Origin of the sequence: Rhizobium sp. CFBP 13726 (assembly GCF_014841925.1) — a bacterium.
Taxonomy (GTDB): domain Bacteria; phylum Pseudomonadota; class Alphaproteobacteria; order Rhizobiales; family Rhizobiaceae; genus Neorhizobium; species Neorhizobium soli.
Genome location: NZ_JACYUU010000001.1, coordinates 516,444 through 532,277 on the forward strand (window position 1 = coordinate 516,444; position 15,834 = coordinate 532,277).

Below are 15,834 nucleotides of genomic sequence, written 5' to 3' on the forward strand. Positions count from 1 at the left end.
AAGCAGAGTTTCCCTGAAAGCCGCACGATCACGCCGAAGGCGGCATCATGCGGGCCGGAGACCGTTGTGGGGATCCGAACTCAATCGTGCGGTATTCTGAATTTGACGCGGCCTACCCGACTGGGACGAGGCCGTGACCCCTTAAAGCAAGTTCGCGAGTCTCACGAACTCTTCCACCGATAGCGTTTCCGCGCGGCGTTGCGGGTCGATGCCGGCTTTGGCGAGCAGGACTTCCCCACCGACAGGTTTCAGGCTCTGGCGCAGCATCTTGCGGCGTTGACCGAAGGCGGCGTGGGTGATGCGTTCGAGCTTGGAGACATCGCAGGGCAGGGGATTGGCCCGCGGGATCATATGTACGACGGTCGATGTCACCTTGGGTGGTGGCGAAAAGGCCTGAGGCGGCACGTCGAACATCATGTGGGGATCGGTGCGCCAGCCCGCGAGGACACCGAGGCGGCCGTAGTGGTCGTCTTCCTGGTCGGCAACGATGCGCAGACCCACTTCCCTCTGGAACATCAGCGTCAGGCTCTGCCAGAATGGCGGCCAGGTCTTGTCCTCAGGCAGAAGCCAGTTCAGCAGCAGTTGCGTGCCGATATTGTAGGGCAGGTTGGCGATGATCTTGACCGGTCCACCGGCAGCCTTCTCGGCCGCGAGCGCGGCAAAATCGATCTGCAGCGCGTCGCCCTCGATGACCTCAAGCCGTCCCGGATAGTGGTCCGCGATTTCTGCAAGCACAGGAAGCGCGCGGGCGTCGCGCTCGATGGCGATCACCTTCTTGGCGCCGAGCGACAGGATGGCACGGGTAAGGCCGCCGGGACCCGGCCCAACCTCGAATACGGTCACGTCTTCCAGCGGTCCGGCCGCGCGGGCGATCTTCTGGGTGAGGTTGAGATCGAACAGAAAGTTCTGGCCAAGCGATTTCTTGGCGTCCAGTCCATGACGCTGGACGACGTCACGCAGCGGCGGCAGCCCATCGAGCGTCGCCATCAGATGCGCCCCGCAAGGCTCGGTGTCATTGTTCCGGCCATGGCGCCTGCAAGCCGGATTGCCTCGACCAGGCTCGTCTCGCGGGCGACACCCTTGCCGGCGATGCCGAAGGCGGTGCCGTGGTCGGGAGACGTCCGGATGAAGGGCAAGCCGAGCGTGACGTTGACGGATGTGTCAAAACCCAGCGCCTTGGCCGGGATCAGCGCCTGATCGTGATACATGCAGATTGCCACGTCGTAACGGCTGCGGGCTTCGTCATGAAACATCGTATCGGCCGGGAGTGGCCCGAAGGCGTTGATGCCCTCTGCGCGCAGCTTGACGATGGCCGGATGGATGATGTCGCGTTCTTCGGTGCCCATCGTGCCGTCTTCGCCCGCATGCGGATTGAGACCGGCAATCGCGATGCGCGGCTGGTCGATGCCGAACCGGACTTTCAGGTCGTGATGGGTCACGCGGCAGGTTTCAAGGATCAGCGTTTCGGTGAGCGCCGCTGGAATGTCCTTGAGCGGAATGTGGATCGTGACGGGGATGGCCCGCAGCTTCGGTCCGGCCAGCAGCATGACGGGGCGCACGGGGGTGCCCGTATGCTTGTGCGCAAGGTCCGCCAGGAATTCCGTATGGCCGGGAAAGCCGAAGCCTGCCTGGTATAGAACGGACTTGGCAATCGGATTGGTGACGACGCCGAGCGTCTTGCCCGCAAACGACAGCGACACGGCGGTCTCGATCGCCTCGATCGTCCCACGGGCGGTGGCGACATGCGGCTCGCCGGCAGCGACTTCGGCTCCGGCCGGGATCGGCAGAACGGGAAGCGAGTTTTCGAAGATCGAAACGGCGCCGTCCGCGTCGGTTTCACGGATCGCAACGTCGAGGCCAAGCAGGGCCGCGCGCGATGCAAGCACCGCCGGGTCGCCGAGGAAGAGAAACGGCGCAATGCCGTGCTTCCGTCTCGCCGTCCATGCGGCGAGCGTGATGTCTGGACCAATGCCGGCAGGATCGCCCTGGGTCAGCGCGAGCGGACGATCAAAAGGCATGCGGTCTCCGTTCAGGCCCTTTGGGCTTTACGACTTCTGGATGTAATCGATCTGGGCCTTGGCGCGCAGATCGTCCATGTACTTCTTGCTGTTCGGGTCTTCACCGGACTTTTCAGCCTTGCCGAGATCCTCGGCGCGGAACACGGCTTCGGCCGCCACGTCGTCCGAAACCTGACGCTGCTCGCAGATCGCCAGGAACTCGACGCCACGCTCGGTAACGCGGGTGCCGGTCGTGTTGCCGGAGGACTTCTCGATCAGAGGCTTCCAGTCTTCCGGCAAATCCGGCGCAAGCACGCGGCCCAGATCACGGATGGAAACGTCCAGCATCGTCGCTGCAAAGGTTTTAGCTTCGGCGCAGCCTGGGAACCGCGACCGCGACGCGTCGGCTTCCGCCTTGCGCTTGTTGAGGATGGCGTTCCGCTTTGCCGCGGGAACAACGAAGATTACCTGTTTCAGGAAATATTCGGTGGTGACGGGCTTTTGCTTGTTTTCCATCATGCGGGTGACAAGCTGGTCGGTCGACATGCGCTGACGACCGCCGCCGTAACGGGCGTTGACCAGGCGCGGCCAGCTCATCTGCACAGCGATATAGGCCTTGAAATGGTCCGGTGTGACGCCGGCCTGATTGAGCACGCTGCTCAACTGCTCGGGCGTCATCTTGTTGCCCTGCGCGAAGCGGGCAAACGAACGATCGACGTCCTCGGTGCTGACGGACATCTTGACGCGCGAGATTTCCTGGCGCTTCAGCGTTTCGTCGATCAGCTGATCGAGAGCTACCTTGTTGCTCGGCTTCTGACGCTGAAGGCGCATGAAGGCCGAACGGCGAGCAACGTCGGCGGTGGTGATCGCCGACCGGTTGACGACGGCTGCGACGCCGCTCGTCGACTGTGCCATTGCCACGATTGGTGTCATCACCGGCGTGGCGACCGTGGTCGCGGCGAGCACGGAGACTGCCAGCACGATCTTGCGTGTCGCGGTCATTGCAAACATGAAACCAATCCCTTTTTTCCGCCCGGGCACTTGTCGCGCGACTTTGCGCGCTTTCGGCCGCCATACTAGCCGATTGGCGTCCGATTGCACAATCGTTGCGGCAAAACCATGACGATTCTTCCGTTACCGGTCTCAGTAACGGAAGGTTTGATCGTAATCCTTGGTCGTGCCGATATTGACGTCGCCAAGCGTGCGGAAACTCAGGCGCGCACTGATCGTCCAGTCGTTCGCATCGGCTTCCGAAGGCTTGTCGGTATAGGCGAGCGTGAAGATCGTGCACTCGTCGGCGTAGCTGATACCGACGCCACGCCGGATGAGCGAACTGTCGGTCAGGTCCCACGTGGCGGAACCGGCCAGCGACCAGTTTTCGTTGACCCGGAGCGACATGCTGTTCTTCAGCACGTCCGTCGCGTCGCTGTCGCCGTACTCGTCCTGCGCATCGACCTTGGTGTAGATCAGCTTGCCGCTGACCCGCGGTGTGGAATAGCTGAACGCCGTATCGGTGCGACGGATATCGAGCGACTTTTCATCGAGCCGCACGTTGTTGGAAAGCGAGAAGCCCTGCGGCAGGTCGATCGCCGCCATGGCGACGTAATCGGATCGCGATGTCTCGAGGCCCGAATTGGCGCCGGCCTGAACCAAATCGTCGCTGGCGAAGGAATTCTCGCCGGCAATCTGGTAGGATTGGCCGAAGATGCCGCGCACGCCGATGCCGTTGTTGAACGAGCCGGTATAGCGGAAGCCGACATTGGCACGGGTGCCGCCTTCGACACGGTCGTAGCCGGAGAACTTGTCCCGTTCGAACAGCGAAGTGGCATCGAACACGAAGCTCTGCGCATCTTCGTTGGGAAGGCCGCCGGACATCTGTTCGTCCGGACGCGCATAGATCTGCGCGATCGGCTCGATGATGTGGCTGCTGTTTTCGCTGGTGATCAGGAACGGATAGCGGGCCTCGAGGCCAGCCGTCAGCATGTATCGGCCGTTCGTACCGTTCGGCTCCAGATTGCCGTCATAGGCAAAGTTCGGATTGGACACATCGTGGCGGATGCCATCGGCGCGTGCTGCAAACAGCGGCGTCAGCAGCAGGCCGCCCGATGTCGTGTAGGTGCGCTTCCATTCGGCTTCGGTCGTCACGCGGGCGTAATCGCCTTCGAGACCAGGGAAGCGGTATGTGGTGCCCTCGAAGTAGGAATCCTCTTCGCGACGCGACAGGTTGGTCAGGTTGGCGTTGAACGAAAGCTCACCGCCGTACACCGATTCGGGCGCGATATACTGGTAGTCCAACGACGGATAGGCGATCGCCTGCTGGCGCTCGAGCGTGTTCGACGTGCCATTGTCCTGGACGTCGAAATAGTAGGCGTGCAGGTCGAAATAGTTACGCTTGCCAAGGCCGGTCAGGTAGACGTCGTTGGTGAACGTATCCTGGCTGACATCGGTCAGGCTGTAGGTCCGCGAGAAGTTCGCGTCCGTCTGGGCCATGACGTTCCAGCCGAAGGCCCAGCGCGGGTTGATCTGGAACTCGCCCTTGGAGGCGGCCATGAAGCGGCTGTTCTGCTCGCGGTCGCTTGTGCCAGCGTCGAACGAGCCGGGATCGCGCTGATCGATGCCGGCAAAACGGAACGTGTGGTCGCCGTTGTCGAACCGGTTGCGCACTTCGCCTTCGACCAGAAGTCCCTGGCTCGAATAGTAGGTCGGGCTGATCGTCGCATCCATGCTTGGCGAGAAGACATGGTAATAGGGGACGGTGACGCCGAACCCGAGGTTGTCGCTGACGATGAACTTCGGAAACAGCACGCCGGACTTGCGCTCGACAGTCTCGTCGGGAACCTCGATCGGGAAGGGCAGTTTTCCAAGCGAAAAGCCGAACAACTCGAACTGTGCATTCTCGAGGCGAATCGTATGCTTCTGTCCGTTGCGAATGACGCGCTGCGCCTTGACTTGCCAGAGAGGCGCCTTGCCGGGTGTGGCGGCGCATGGAAGGCAGGCGGTGTACACGGTGTTGTTGAGCACCATGATATCGCCGGTCTGGCGCTCGGCGCTTTCAGCCGCAAGGCGGGTATTGTCAGTGGTTTCCACGCGCAGGGCATTGATGAAGCCCTGGCCGAAATCGTCGGTCACGTCGAGCTCTTCCGCGTAGACGCGGCTGCCCGACGGTTCGATGAACTCGATATTGCCGGTCGCCATGACGCGGCCGGTGTTCTGATCATATTCAACGCGCTGCGCGACCATGCGGTAACGGTTGTAATAGATCTGGACGCCACCGGTCGCGGTGACGCGCTTGTTGTCCTGATTGTAGGTCAGTTCGTTGGCGCGCAGAAGCATCTTCGCACCGTCTTCAGCAGCCGGCACGAGGCCCTGCGCATACGCGCCGCCCGTCAATGCAGCGACGCCAGAGACACATACAGACACACCGGTCAGCAGGGCGGCGGCGAGCCGACTGATATTTCCGCGGTTACTTACCGCCACTAGCCATCCTCCTGATGAAGCAAGATCGTAGCGCCCAGGGCAGTCGCGACGACGACTGGAATCCAGACCGCCACGAAAGGAGGAATCGCCCCGCTGCTCCCGAATGCCTTCACAAGCACCGAGACGACATAAAGCACGAAGCCCGAAACTATTCCACCCAGAATCATCGACTTGGACTGTGCGAAGCGACTGAATTTTAACGACACTGTTGCCGCAATCATCGTCATGGCGACGAGCAGCAGCGGCAGTGAAAGCAGGGAGTGAAACTGGGTTTCCAGCGCCTTCGTCGAGATTCCAAAGGATTTGCCGATCTCGATCTTTCGGGAAAGACCAAGAAACGCAACGGTTTCCGGCTGAGCAAGGCTCTCCTGGAGATACTCGCGTCTCAAATTGGTTTTGACCTGTGCCGTCTCGAGACGGGTCGGAATTTCGCCCGGCCGATTCTCCAGAACGTCGTTAAGAAGCCAGTAACCATCTTCCAACTTAGCGGTCTTGGCGTCCTGCCGCATGGTGATGACGTCGTCCTTGTCGAAGTGGAAAACCACCACGTCGAGGAGCTCGGTACCGCTCTCGCGATAGGTCTTGGCGCCGATGATCACGTCTTCGTCGCCGGACAGCTGGCGGATCCACGGCACGAACTTGGACGACTTGGACTTGTTGCTGGCCTGCCGCCACGTGGTCTCGAGCGAGATTGATTCGCGCTGGCCCCAGGCGCCGATCGGGTTGACGACGAACAGCGTGAACAGACCGAGCAGAAACGATCCGACAATGAAAGGTGCGACGAACTGCCAGACGGAAATTCCGGCTGCACGGGTGACGACCAGTTCGTAGCGACGGTTGAGCGCGATCAGCACCGTCATGCCGATAAACAGGCTCAGCGTCGGGATGGCCTGCTGCAGGATCTGCGGCACGCGCAATGCCGTCATCGCCAGCGCGCCGTAGAGGCTGTAGCCGTTGAGGCCCGAGAGGCGACGGCTCGTCTCGCTGAAATCGGCGAGAAAGATAATGGCGCTGACACCGAGCAGGAACCAGAATGCGGTGCTGATATAGCGCTTGAAGAAATAGCGGCCGAGTGTGGAGAAGATCATTTCGCCTCTCCCGTGGTTCCCCGTCCCGTCGGCGAAAGGCGCTTCTGCACGACGGTTGTCGCATTCGTGATGCTGCGGCTGAACAGGCGCGGCATCTGGATCTGCCGGTTGGTGGCCAGCATGAAGCCCGTCACCAGGCAGGTCACCAGCGGAATCGCGTAAACCAGCGGCACGTAGGCGGCGTTGCGTTCCGTCAGATTGGTGGCCGAGAAGCCCAGCCAGCGCAGCAGGAAGGCGAAAAGCAGCACATAGATCATTGGATGCAGCCGCGCCGACCGGTGCGACCGCGTGTTGCCGGCCACAAGCAGAGACACCAGCGCGAAGGTGATCGGGAACAGCCAGTCGGACAGGCGGCGATGCAGCTCGCTGCGGAAGCTCTCGGGCTTTTTCTGATAGGCGGGATCGGTCTTGTCGGGGTTGAGCAGGAAGCTTAGCGGCCGGTCACCGGAGTAAAGCGGCAGGCCGCCCTCATCCGATTGGGTCATCGCTGACAGATCGAACGCATAGGACGCGAACTTGACGATCGAGATCCGGCCGTCCGGGCCTTTGCGATGCACTTCGCCGTCGCGCATGGTAAGCGATGTGCCGCCAAGATCGACCGATCCTTCGCGGGCATAATAGATCAGGCCGAAATTCGGATCGCGGTAATCGACGATGAACAGGCCTTTCAGCACCCGGCCTGAATGGCGCTCGGAGATCTGGACGTAAAGCCCGTCCTCGATGCTGCGAAAGGTCTTTTCCTCAATCACGGAAGATAGAAGGTCAGCATAGGCAGCTGCGACCATCTCGCGCGCGCCGAGCCGTGATTTGGGTTCGATGAAATTGGTGATGGTGAAGGAGACGAGGCTGAGCGCGACCGCGAGCAGGATCACCGGCTTGTAGATGATGCTGCGGGCCGCACCGGCCGCGTCGATCACAGGCAGTTCCGAATCGTTGTTCATCGCCGTCAGCGTCTGGGTGATGCCGATGACAAAGGCGAAGGGCAGGACAACCGGAATGATGGTCGGCAGGATATAGCTTGCGAGCTGCATGAACGAGCCCATCGACTGGCCGGTGTCGGTGACCAGGTTGATGCGGCCGAGCACCTGGATCGTCCAGATGATCGTGAGCACCGGAACGAGTGCCACCAGGAACATCTGCAGGATTCGGCGCAATATGTAGAGTTCGAGAAGCTTCATTCCCGCATTATGCCTCAGGTCCTAAGGGGCTTTCGTCCCGCATTCGATCGATGGTCGCCGCGCCTATCTAAGCGATTGGGAACGGCATTGCGACAGGGCCCCTGTCACAAAATGTTGGCAACCCCGGTTTTCTTCGGCGTTGTGACATTTCGAAACAGTGGATTGGACATCAATACGGGCTTTAGGAAGGCACGAAGTTCGATCCTGCGCGCTTGCGTTCGCGACCGAAAGGGTGAAGATCGGGCCTTTCTTCCGCACCACAATGCCTGGAGCTGTAATGTCCATGAAATTCGATATCGCCTTTTCCGCCTCCGCCGTCATCGATGGAGGACTTGCGATTCAGCTCAAGCTTTCGGGAGATGCCGTAGCCGCCAGTGTCGCCGAAGTCGATCCGCAGGCTGTTGCGGTAAGGGCGGCGGGCATCGCCAAGTTCAAAGGCAAGGCGTTGTCGACGCTTGATATTCTGGCCCCGGCCGGATCGAAGGCCGATCGGCTTATCGTGCTGGGTCTCGGCAAGGCCGACAAGCTGACAGCCTACGACTGGCTGAAGGCGGGTGGCGTCGCGGCCGCTGCGGTCAAGACGATGGAGAAGGTGACGGTGTTCCTCGATGCACCCGGTGCCGACGTCGGCGCGGCCGAAGCTGCGGATTTCGCAACCGGCATGCTGCTGCGCGCCTACAAGTTCGATACCTACAAGACGAAGAAGAAGGACGACGACGAGGACAAGTCGCCGAAGACGGTGACCGTCACCATCGTCACCGCAAAAGCGGATGCGGCGACTGAGCAATTCGTCTCGGCGAAGGCCATTGCCGAGGGTGTGATTCTCGCCCGCGACCTCGTCAATCTGCCGCCCAACGTGCTCGGACCGATCGAGTTTGCGCAGAAGGCGAAGGATCTGGAATCGCTCGGCGTTGACGTGGAGATCCTGACCGAAACCGAGATGACGGAACTTGGCATGGGCGCTCTGCTCGGCGTCGCCCAGGGCTCTTCCCGGCCGCCGCGGCTGGCGATCATGACCTGGAACGGCGGCACGCCGGGAGATCAGCCGGTCGCATTTGTCGGCAAGGGCGTCGTGTTCGATACGGGCGGCATCTCGATCAAGCCGAGCCTCGGCATGGAAGACATGAAGGGCGACATGGGCGGAGCTGCCGCCGTGACCGGCCTGATGCACACGCTCGCCGCCCGCAAGGCCAAGGCGAACGTCATCGGCATTATCGGCCTGGTCGAAAACATGCCTGACGGCAACGCCCAGAGACCCGGCGATATCGTCACCTCGATGTCCGGCCAGACGATCGAGATCGTCAATACCGATGCGGAAGGCCGTCTCGTGCTGGGCGATGCGCTCTGGTACTGCAAGGAACGCTTCAAGCCGCGCTTCATGATCGATCTCGCGACGCTGACCGGCGCCATCGTTGTCGCACTCGGCAACCTCCATGCCGGACTGTTTTCCAACGATGACGCGCTGGCGGACGAACTGACACAGGCGGGCGAGACAAGCGGCGAGAAGCTTTGGCGCATGCCGCTTTCCAAGGACTACGACAAGATGATCGACAGCCGCTTTGCCGACATGAAGAACAGCGGCGGCAGGCAGGCCGGCTCGATCACCGCGGCGCAGTTCCTCAAGCGTTTCGTCGGCGATACGCCCTGGGCGCATCTCGACATCGCGGCAACGGCGCTCAACTCGCCGCAGAACGAGATCAACCAGTCCTGGGCATCCGGCTACGGCGTGCGCCTGCTGGACGAACTCGTCCGCAAGAACTACGAGAACTGATGACCGAAGTTCTGTTCTATCACCTGACCGAATCGAAGCTTGAGGATGCGCTGCCGGCGCTTCTCGAAAAGAGCGTCGAGCGCGGCTGGAAGGTGGTCGTTCAGACAGCCGAAGACGTGCGTCGGGATTTTCTCGACGCACATTTGTGGACGTTTCGCGATGACAGTTTTTTGCCGCACGGCACCGATGCAGCGCCGATGCCGCAGGAACAACCGGTCCTGCTGACGGCGACCCCGGAGAACCAGAATTCCGCAACCGTGCGCTTCGTCGTCGACGGCGCCGAGCCGCCGCCGCTCGACCCCTATGAGCGCGTCGTCTTCATGTTCGACGGCTACGACCAGCTCCAGCTGGAAGGCGCGCGCGCTCAGTGGAAGAAGCTGAAGGGCGATGGACATGCGCTGACCTACTGGCAGCAATCACCCGAGGGACGTTGGGTGAAGAAGGCCTGATCAGGCAAGGTCGGTCCGCGCAAAATCTCCGCCGACGTAGAGAAGCGGCAGTCCGGACTGGCGCGCACCGGCATAGGAAAAGCAATCCCCGAAATTGAGCTTTGCCGGATGGCGGCCCTTGCCGTAGCGGGCGAAGGCGTCTATGGCGGCAGACGCGACTTCGTAGGATGCTGGCAGGACAGAAATCTCGAAACGTTCGACGAAGCACTGTATCAGCAGCTTCGTTTCGTCGGGGTGCCTCCCAAGCCGGGTCGCCAAGACAGTCGCCGATTCGTAGATCACGGTTGGACCCGTGCAAATCGACCGGCTATCTGCCATGCGGCTCAGAAGCTCGTTCGCCTTGTCGCCGTCGATCAGGATCTCGACGATGACAGAGCTATCGATGAACATCGTTCTCGCCCCACATGTCGTCGAGATAAGCCTTTTCATCAAACGCGGGCAGTGACTCATTGGGCGGCATGTTGAAATCTCGCCTCAGCAACTCCAACCGGTCTCGCAAAGCCTGGAGTCGTTCGCTTCGTGTCGTGTTGTCGGAGACAGGTTCAGTTCGTTGATGAACCTCTCCCACCACGCGCTCCAGCGCCTGGCGAACCGCATCCTCCTTGCTCGGAGCATTAAGGATTTTCTGCGCCTGTTCGGCAAGCGCATCGAGAACCGGGTCGGTGATATGAAGCGTCATGGTCATGCCTCACAGGGTTGCGAACGGACGGTAGTGTATCCGCGGATTTGGCACAACCGATGGCTTCCGCTCACGCCTTCACGATCGTTTCGCGCAGGAAACTGTAGCCCATCGCCAATCGCGCGGCCTGTTCAAGCGTATCGCCGGCGCCGCCGTGACCGCCCGAGCCGTATTCGTGAAACAGAGGACGATGCCCGGCGTCGATCAGTCGCTTGGCGAAACGGCGGGCATGCGATGGATGCACGCGGTCGTCGTTGGTCGAGCTTTCGATGTAGATCGGCGGATAGGTCACCTCAGCCGCGGGGTCTATATTGTGGAGCGGCGAATAGGTCAGCATCGCGGCAAGCTCTTCCGCGACGTCAGGGTTGCCGTATTCGTCCATCCAGGCCTTGCCGGCTGGGAAGACGTGGAAACGCGACATGTCGATGACGGGGACCGAGGTCCAGATTGCGCCGAAATCTTGTGGATAGCGCGTTGCCATGACAGCGGTCAGAAGACCGCCATTGCTGCCGCCATGGCAGGCGATGCGCGACGGTTTTGTGATGCCACGTGCGACAAGATCGCGGGAGACTGCGACGAAATCCTCGAACGCCTTGTGACGGCCCTTGCCCTTGGCGACCGTGTGCCAGTCGGGGCCGAATTCCGCGCCGCCGCGGATATAGGCCTGTACATAGGCGCCGCCATGCTCGAGCCAGACGCCGGTATTGCCCGAGTAGTAGGGAGCAAGCGGCCAGCCGAAACCACCATAGCCATACATCAGGACCGGCAGTTCGCCCTTCTCCCACGTCTTCGGATAGACGATGTGATAGGGGATTTTCGTCCCGTCTTCCGATGTCGCCTGCAGAAGCTCGGACTGCATCCCTTGCGCATCGAAATAGGCGGGAGAGACGCCGGTTGGAACCAGTTCGGGCGTGTGGGCGCGATCCGTCAGGTCGAGACGCCATGTCCCGTAAGGCTGCAGGAACCCCTGGCCGATGACGGTCAGGATTTCCTCGCCGCGCGTGAGGTCGGCATCGAGCGTGCGGAAGCCAACCGTCTGCAGCGCCGAAGGCAGCGGCAGTTCTTGCGGCTGCGCATCCGGTTTCGTGAGGTCGATCAGGAATAACCGCGGCACCATCACGTCGCTGACGATGAATGCGCCCCAGGTCTTGAACAGCGTGAACTGAGTGACGGTCTGCCCGTGTTCAGGGCTAAAGAGAACACGGGCAGCACCCAGCGGCTCATCCGAATACGAGATAAAATCCTGCAGGATCAGGCTGCCGGTCGGATAGCGCTCGTCACTCTTGGCGCGCCAGAGCAGATGGCGATGGTTGGCGGTGACATCGATCCTGTCGGGCAGATCGAGACGCCGGAGCGCACCTTGTCCATCGCGGACATGGACGCTCATCCGGTCGATCTCGTGGATGACGGTAAAGAACTCGATCGGCTGCTTGTCCGAACCGCCGTTCCAAAACAGTGGATCGATGATCCCGCCGGTCGCCTGAACGTCGTCGGGGCCCGCCTCGAACAGGATCGGTGCATCTTTCGGATCCATGCCGCGCTTCAGCCGGCGGCCGACGCGGGGCCAGCCAGAGCGGGTGGCGGAAAAGTCGTCGATCGATCCGAAATAGGCGATCTCGTCCGGGCCGATCCAGCTCGCATGGGCCCGCGCCACCGGCGTGTCGAAACCGCCCTCGACGACCGCCTTCGCCTCCGTGTCGAACTCCAGCAGCCGCATCTGGTCGGATCCGCCGTCGGACAGGATGACGAGAACACGGGTCGGCTCGTAAGGGGAGGTGACGGCGCCACTATAGATCCAGCGCTTGCCTTCGGTAACGCAAAAGGCGTCGAAATCGAAAATAGTTTCCCAGGCCGCGTCGTGGCGCGGCTCGTCTGCTGCCGGTAGTCGGCGCCAGAGACCGAGGGGATTGTCCTTGGTGCGATGAAAGTCGAACTGCCAGCGTCCGCGCCGCGCCGGCACGATCAGCCGGTCCTCGCGCTCAAACATCGCCTTCAGCGTGTCGCGGTCCGCTTCGAATTGGGGTGTTTCGAGCGCCTCGGCCGAGATTGCGTTCTGCTCGGCGATAAACGCGAGCGTGCGGGCGTCGTCGTCGGTTTCGAGATAAAGATCCATCGAAGGCCTCCTGTGTCTGCAGCCACTTAGCTAGGCATGCAGCGGGGTAGGGGCAACCGGATTTCGAAACTCAGCCGGCCATCGCCTCCTCGTATTCGGAAGACAGCATCAGCCATTGCTCTTCGGCGGCCGAGAGCTTGGCCGCGGCTTCGCCCCGTTCCTTGGCCTTGGTCGCGGCCTTTGCCGGCGTCTTTTCATAGAGTGCCGGGTCCGCAAGCTCTTTATCAAGCGCCTGAATCAGCTTCTCAAGCTTGGCCGTCAAGGCCTCGGCATCGTTGATCTTTTTGCGCAAGGGGGCGAGCGAGGCACGCCTTTCCGCACTCGCCTTACGCTGTTCGACCTTCGATGCCGAATCGTCAATCAGCTGCGGTTTTTCTTCTTTTTTTTTACCGGAACTGACAATCAGGTCGCGGTATTCTTCGAGATCTCCCTCGAAGGTTTGCACCGTGCCGTTGTTGACGAGCCAGAGACGATCGACCGTCGCCTCGATCAGATGCCGATCATGGGAGATAAGAATGACCGCGCCCTGATAGTCGTTGAGTGCCTCGATCAGGGCTCTTCGGCTGTCGATGTCCAGATGGTTGGTAGGCTCGTCGAGGATGAGGAGGTTGGGCGCGTGGAAGGCGGCAAGCCCCATCAGCAGGCGCGCCTTTTCGCCGCCCGACAGATCCTTGGCGGGCGTCGACATCTTTTCCGTCGCAAGCCCCATCTGGGCGACGCGGGCGCGTACCTTGCCTTCCGGGACTGACGGCATCAGGCGGCGCACGTGCTCCACGGGAGAATCACCCGGGACGAGGTCGTCGAGCTGGTGCTGTGCGAAGAAGCCGATCTTCAGGCTTGGCGCGAGCTTCAGTTCGCCGCTTTCGGCGGCAAGCCGGCCGGCGATGAACTTGGCGAAGGTCGACTTGCCGTTGCCGTTCGAGCCAAGCAGGGCGATGCGGTCGTCATGGTCGATCCGGAGCGTGATGTTCTTGAGGATCGGCTTGCCCGGCTCGTACCCGACGGCACCGTTCTGCACAGAGATGATCGGCGAGGCGGGTTGCTTTTCGGGCTCGGGGAAGGTGATCGGCTGGACATGATCCTCGATAACAGAGGCGACCGTTCCCATCCGCTCCAGCGCCTTGACGCGGCTCTGCGCCTGCTTGGCCTTGGAGGCCTTGGCCTTGAAGCGGTCGATGAAGGTCTGCAAATGCTTGCGGGCCGCATCGTTCTTCACCTTGGCCTTGGTCTGCAGCTCGTCGTTTTCCGCCTTCTGGCGTTCGAACTGGTCATAGCCGCCGCGATAGAAGGTAAGCTTCTTCTGGTCGAGATGGACAATCGACGTGACCGCATTGTTGAGCATGTCGCGGTCATGGCTGATGACGATGACGGTGTGCGGATAGCGGCGCACGTAATCTTCCAGCCAGAGCGTGCCTTCAAGATCGAGATAGTTGGTCGGCTCGTCGAGAAGAAGCAGGTCCGGCTCGGCAAACAGAACCGAAGCAAGCGCCACACGCATTCGCCAGCCGCCGGAAAATGACGAGGCAGGCCGAAGCTGAGCTTCCTGCGAAAAGCCAAGGCCCGCGAGAATGCTGGCGGCGCGCGCTTCCGCCGAATGGGCGTCGATGTCGACGAGGCGCATCTGGATGTCGGCAATCCTGTCCGGATCGGTGGCCGTCTCCGACTCGGCCATCAGCGCTGCGCGTTCCTTGTCGGCGGCGAGCACGATTTCCAGCAGCGAATCCTCGGTGCCGGGCGCTTCCTGAGCCACCTGTCCGAGCTTGGCGCTCTTCGGATAGGAGACCGAGCCGGTCTCCGAGCTGAGCTCGCCGGTAATCAGCTTGAACAGCGTCGATTTGCCCGCACCGTTGCGGCCCACAAGCCCGGCTTTGGTGCCGGCGGGCAGCGTCACGCTGGCATGGTCGAGGAGAAGGCGCCCGGCAATACGGGCGGAAAGGTCGGTAATGGTAATCATGGCCGCGGTTTTGGCCGAAACCGGGCGTGAAGGCAAGACGGCGGCCGTCGCGATTTGCGGGCATTGTGCGCTGCGAAGGGACAATCTTTCAGGGATCTCCCCCTGTTCCTCCGGGAACAGCCCTCCAGACCGCGCCCATCTAGGTTCGTCCCTGGCCACTCGGCCGAAGCATCCCTGACGGATGTTCGAACAAGGAGGGTTGAGAGATGAAGTTCTGGAAAGCGTCATGCCTGACACTTTTGGTGTCGGTTTCCTTTGCACCGACAGGCGCATTCGCCGATGACCGGTTCACCTGCTGGGCGCCGACCGCGGCGCAGGCGGCCTTTACCGCAGACTACTGGACGGACGAGCGCCGTCGCAATGCAATCCCCGCTCCCGGCCTACTGCCGGAGAGCGGCATGCCAGGTGGCGACGTACATTCCCTCGAAGGGACCGAGGTCAAGCTGGCACCGATCAAAGAGGCTCCGTTCAAGTTCGGTGGCAAGCTGTTCTTTAGCCTGGGCGGAATCGATCAAGCGGCCAGCGCCCAGTTCGTCTCCGACGACAAGATCATTATCGGGGCGGCACACGCCATGTGGCTGAATGGAGACCAGGCCAGCAACGTGGTGTTCTATCCGGGTTATGACGGAGCGCCGGGCGAGGCTTATCCTATCGAAATGGCGTCCGTCCTGACGGCGTGGACGAAGATACCGCAAGTCCCGGGCCTTGCCGCGGCCGCAGTCGATTACGCGGTCATGCGCAGTACCAAGGCATCGACGTCTGGAAAATTCCAGCTGCGTCTCGCTAAGGTGCCTGAGAAAACCGAACTCACCCTGATGGGATATCCCGGACGGCTGGATGGTGGCGAGTACATGTTCATGGAGGACCCGTCGATCAGCGTCAGCGATGCGACGGCTTACGAGGCAAAGCCGCATCCGATGTACGGCGGCGGTGCCAGTGGCGGAGCGTGGTTCCTGCCGGCTGAGAATAAGGCGTTCGAAATCTTCAGCGTCGTGTCGAATGGCAGCCCTAGTAACGTCAAGGGGCCACATTTCACGCATGAGACCGAGGAAATGATCGAGTACGTCAAGGGTGGCTGCAAGTAGCGATCGCAAAAGGGCAGGCGACCTGCGCGACGGACCTTAAAAT

The 15,834-nt window shown here is 61.4% G+C and carries 13 protein-coding genes; 3 read left to right on the forward strand and 10 right to left on the reverse strand.

The window, feature by feature from the left end; genetic code table 11:
* Positions 1 to 141: 141 nt before the first annotated feature.
* The 6 genes from rsmA to IFT66_RS02560 form a co-directional block, all read right to left on the reverse strand.
* Entirely contained in the window at positions 142 to 987 is an 846-nt protein-coding gene (gene rsmA / locus IFT66_RS02535) for a 16S rRNA (adenine(1518)-N(6)/adenine(1519)-N(6))-dimethyltransferase RsmA (protein ID WP_192076706.1), read from the reverse strand.
* Positions 987 to 2,018 carry a 4-hydroxythreonine-4-phosphate dehydrogenase PdxA gene (gene pdxA / locus IFT66_RS02540; RefSeq protein WP_192076707.1) on the reverse strand — a complete coding sequence of 344 codons (1,032 nt, stop codon included), beginning with the start codon at positions 2,016 to 2,018 and terminating at the stop codon, positions 987 to 989. Before pdxA ends, rsmA begins: the two co-directional genes overlap by 1 nt.
* A gap of 27 nt (positions 2,019 to 2,045) precedes the next feature.
* A complete protein-coding gene (locus tag IFT66_RS02545) occupies positions 2,046 to 2,999 on the reverse strand; it encodes a SurA N-terminal domain-containing protein (protein ID WP_062580243.1) in 954 nt (317 codons plus the stop codon).
* A 141-nt stretch (positions 3,000 to 3,140) separates the two neighbouring features.
* Positions 3,141 to 5,474 carry an LPS-assembly protein LptD gene (locus tag IFT66_RS02550; RefSeq protein ID WP_062453331.1) on the reverse strand — a complete coding sequence of 778 codons (2,334 nt, stop codon included), beginning with the start codon at positions 5,472 to 5,474 and terminating at the stop codon, positions 3,141 to 3,143.
* Complete coding sequence (gene lptG / locus IFT66_RS02555; RefSeq protein WP_192076708.1) at positions 5,474 to 6,562, reverse strand: LPS export ABC transporter permease LptG; 1,089 nt, start codon at positions 6,560 to 6,562, stop codon at positions 5,474 to 5,476. Before lptG ends, IFT66_RS02550 begins: the two co-directional genes overlap by 1 nt.
* The gene (locus IFT66_RS02560) at positions 6,559 to 7,740 is read right to left on the reverse strand and encodes an LptF/LptG family permease (protein WP_192076709.1); all 1,182 of its coding nucleotides are present in this window, start codon (positions 7,738 to 7,740) and stop codon (positions 6,559 to 6,561) included. Before IFT66_RS02560 ends, lptG begins: the two co-directional genes overlap by 4 nt.
* Positions 7,741 to 8,017: 277 nt before the next feature.
* On the opposite strand from IFT66_RS02560, the gene IFT66_RS02565 reads away from it, so the two are divergent.
* A complete protein-coding gene (locus IFT66_RS02565; RefSeq protein ID WP_192076710.1) occupies positions 8,018 to 9,511 on the forward strand; it encodes a leucyl aminopeptidase in 1,494 nt (497 codons plus the stop codon).
* Positions 9,511 to 9,960: a DNA polymerase III subunit chi gene (locus tag IFT66_RS02570; RefSeq protein ID WP_092661882.1), complete on the forward strand. Its 450-nt coding sequence runs from the start codon at positions 9,511 to 9,513 to the stop codon at positions 9,958 to 9,960. Before IFT66_RS02565 ends, IFT66_RS02570 begins: the two co-directional genes overlap by 1 nt.
* Here the strand turns inward: IFT66_RS02570 and IFT66_RS02575 are convergent, their stop codons facing one another.
* From IFT66_RS02575 to IFT66_RS02590, 4 genes are all read right to left on the reverse strand, one after another.
* Positions 9,961 to 10,350 carry a type II toxin-antitoxin system VapC family toxin gene (locus tag IFT66_RS02575; protein WP_192076711.1) on the reverse strand — a complete coding sequence of 130 codons (390 nt, stop codon included), beginning with the start codon at positions 10,348 to 10,350 and terminating at the stop codon, positions 9,961 to 9,963.
* A complete protein-coding gene (locus tag IFT66_RS02580; protein ID WP_249406332.1) occupies positions 10,337 to 10,645 on the reverse strand; it encodes a type II toxin-antitoxin system VapB family antitoxin in 309 nt (102 codons plus the stop codon). Before IFT66_RS02580 ends, IFT66_RS02575 begins: the two co-directional genes overlap by 14 nt.
* Before the next feature lie 64 nt (positions 10,646 to 10,709).
* The gene (locus tag IFT66_RS02585; RefSeq protein WP_192076712.1) at positions 10,710 to 12,752 is read right to left on the reverse strand and encodes a prolyl oligopeptidase family serine peptidase; all 2,043 of its coding nucleotides are present in this window, start codon (positions 12,750 to 12,752) and stop codon (positions 10,710 to 10,712) included.
* 70 nt (positions 12,753 to 12,822) lie between these two features.
* Positions 12,823 to 14,706: an ABC-F family ATP-binding cassette domain-containing protein gene (locus IFT66_RS02590; protein WP_192076713.1), complete on the reverse strand. Its 1,884-nt coding sequence runs from the start codon at positions 14,704 to 14,706 to the stop codon at positions 12,823 to 12,825.
* 206 nt (positions 14,707 to 14,912) lie between these two features.
* Here IFT66_RS02590 and IFT66_RS02595 point away from each other — a divergent pair, with 206 nt between their 5' ends.
* Complete coding sequence (locus tag IFT66_RS02595) at positions 14,913 to 15,791, forward strand: trypsin-like serine peptidase (protein ID WP_174195940.1); 879 nt, start codon at positions 14,913 to 14,915, stop codon at positions 15,789 to 15,791.
* Positions 15,792 to 15,834: the final 43 nt, after the last annotated feature.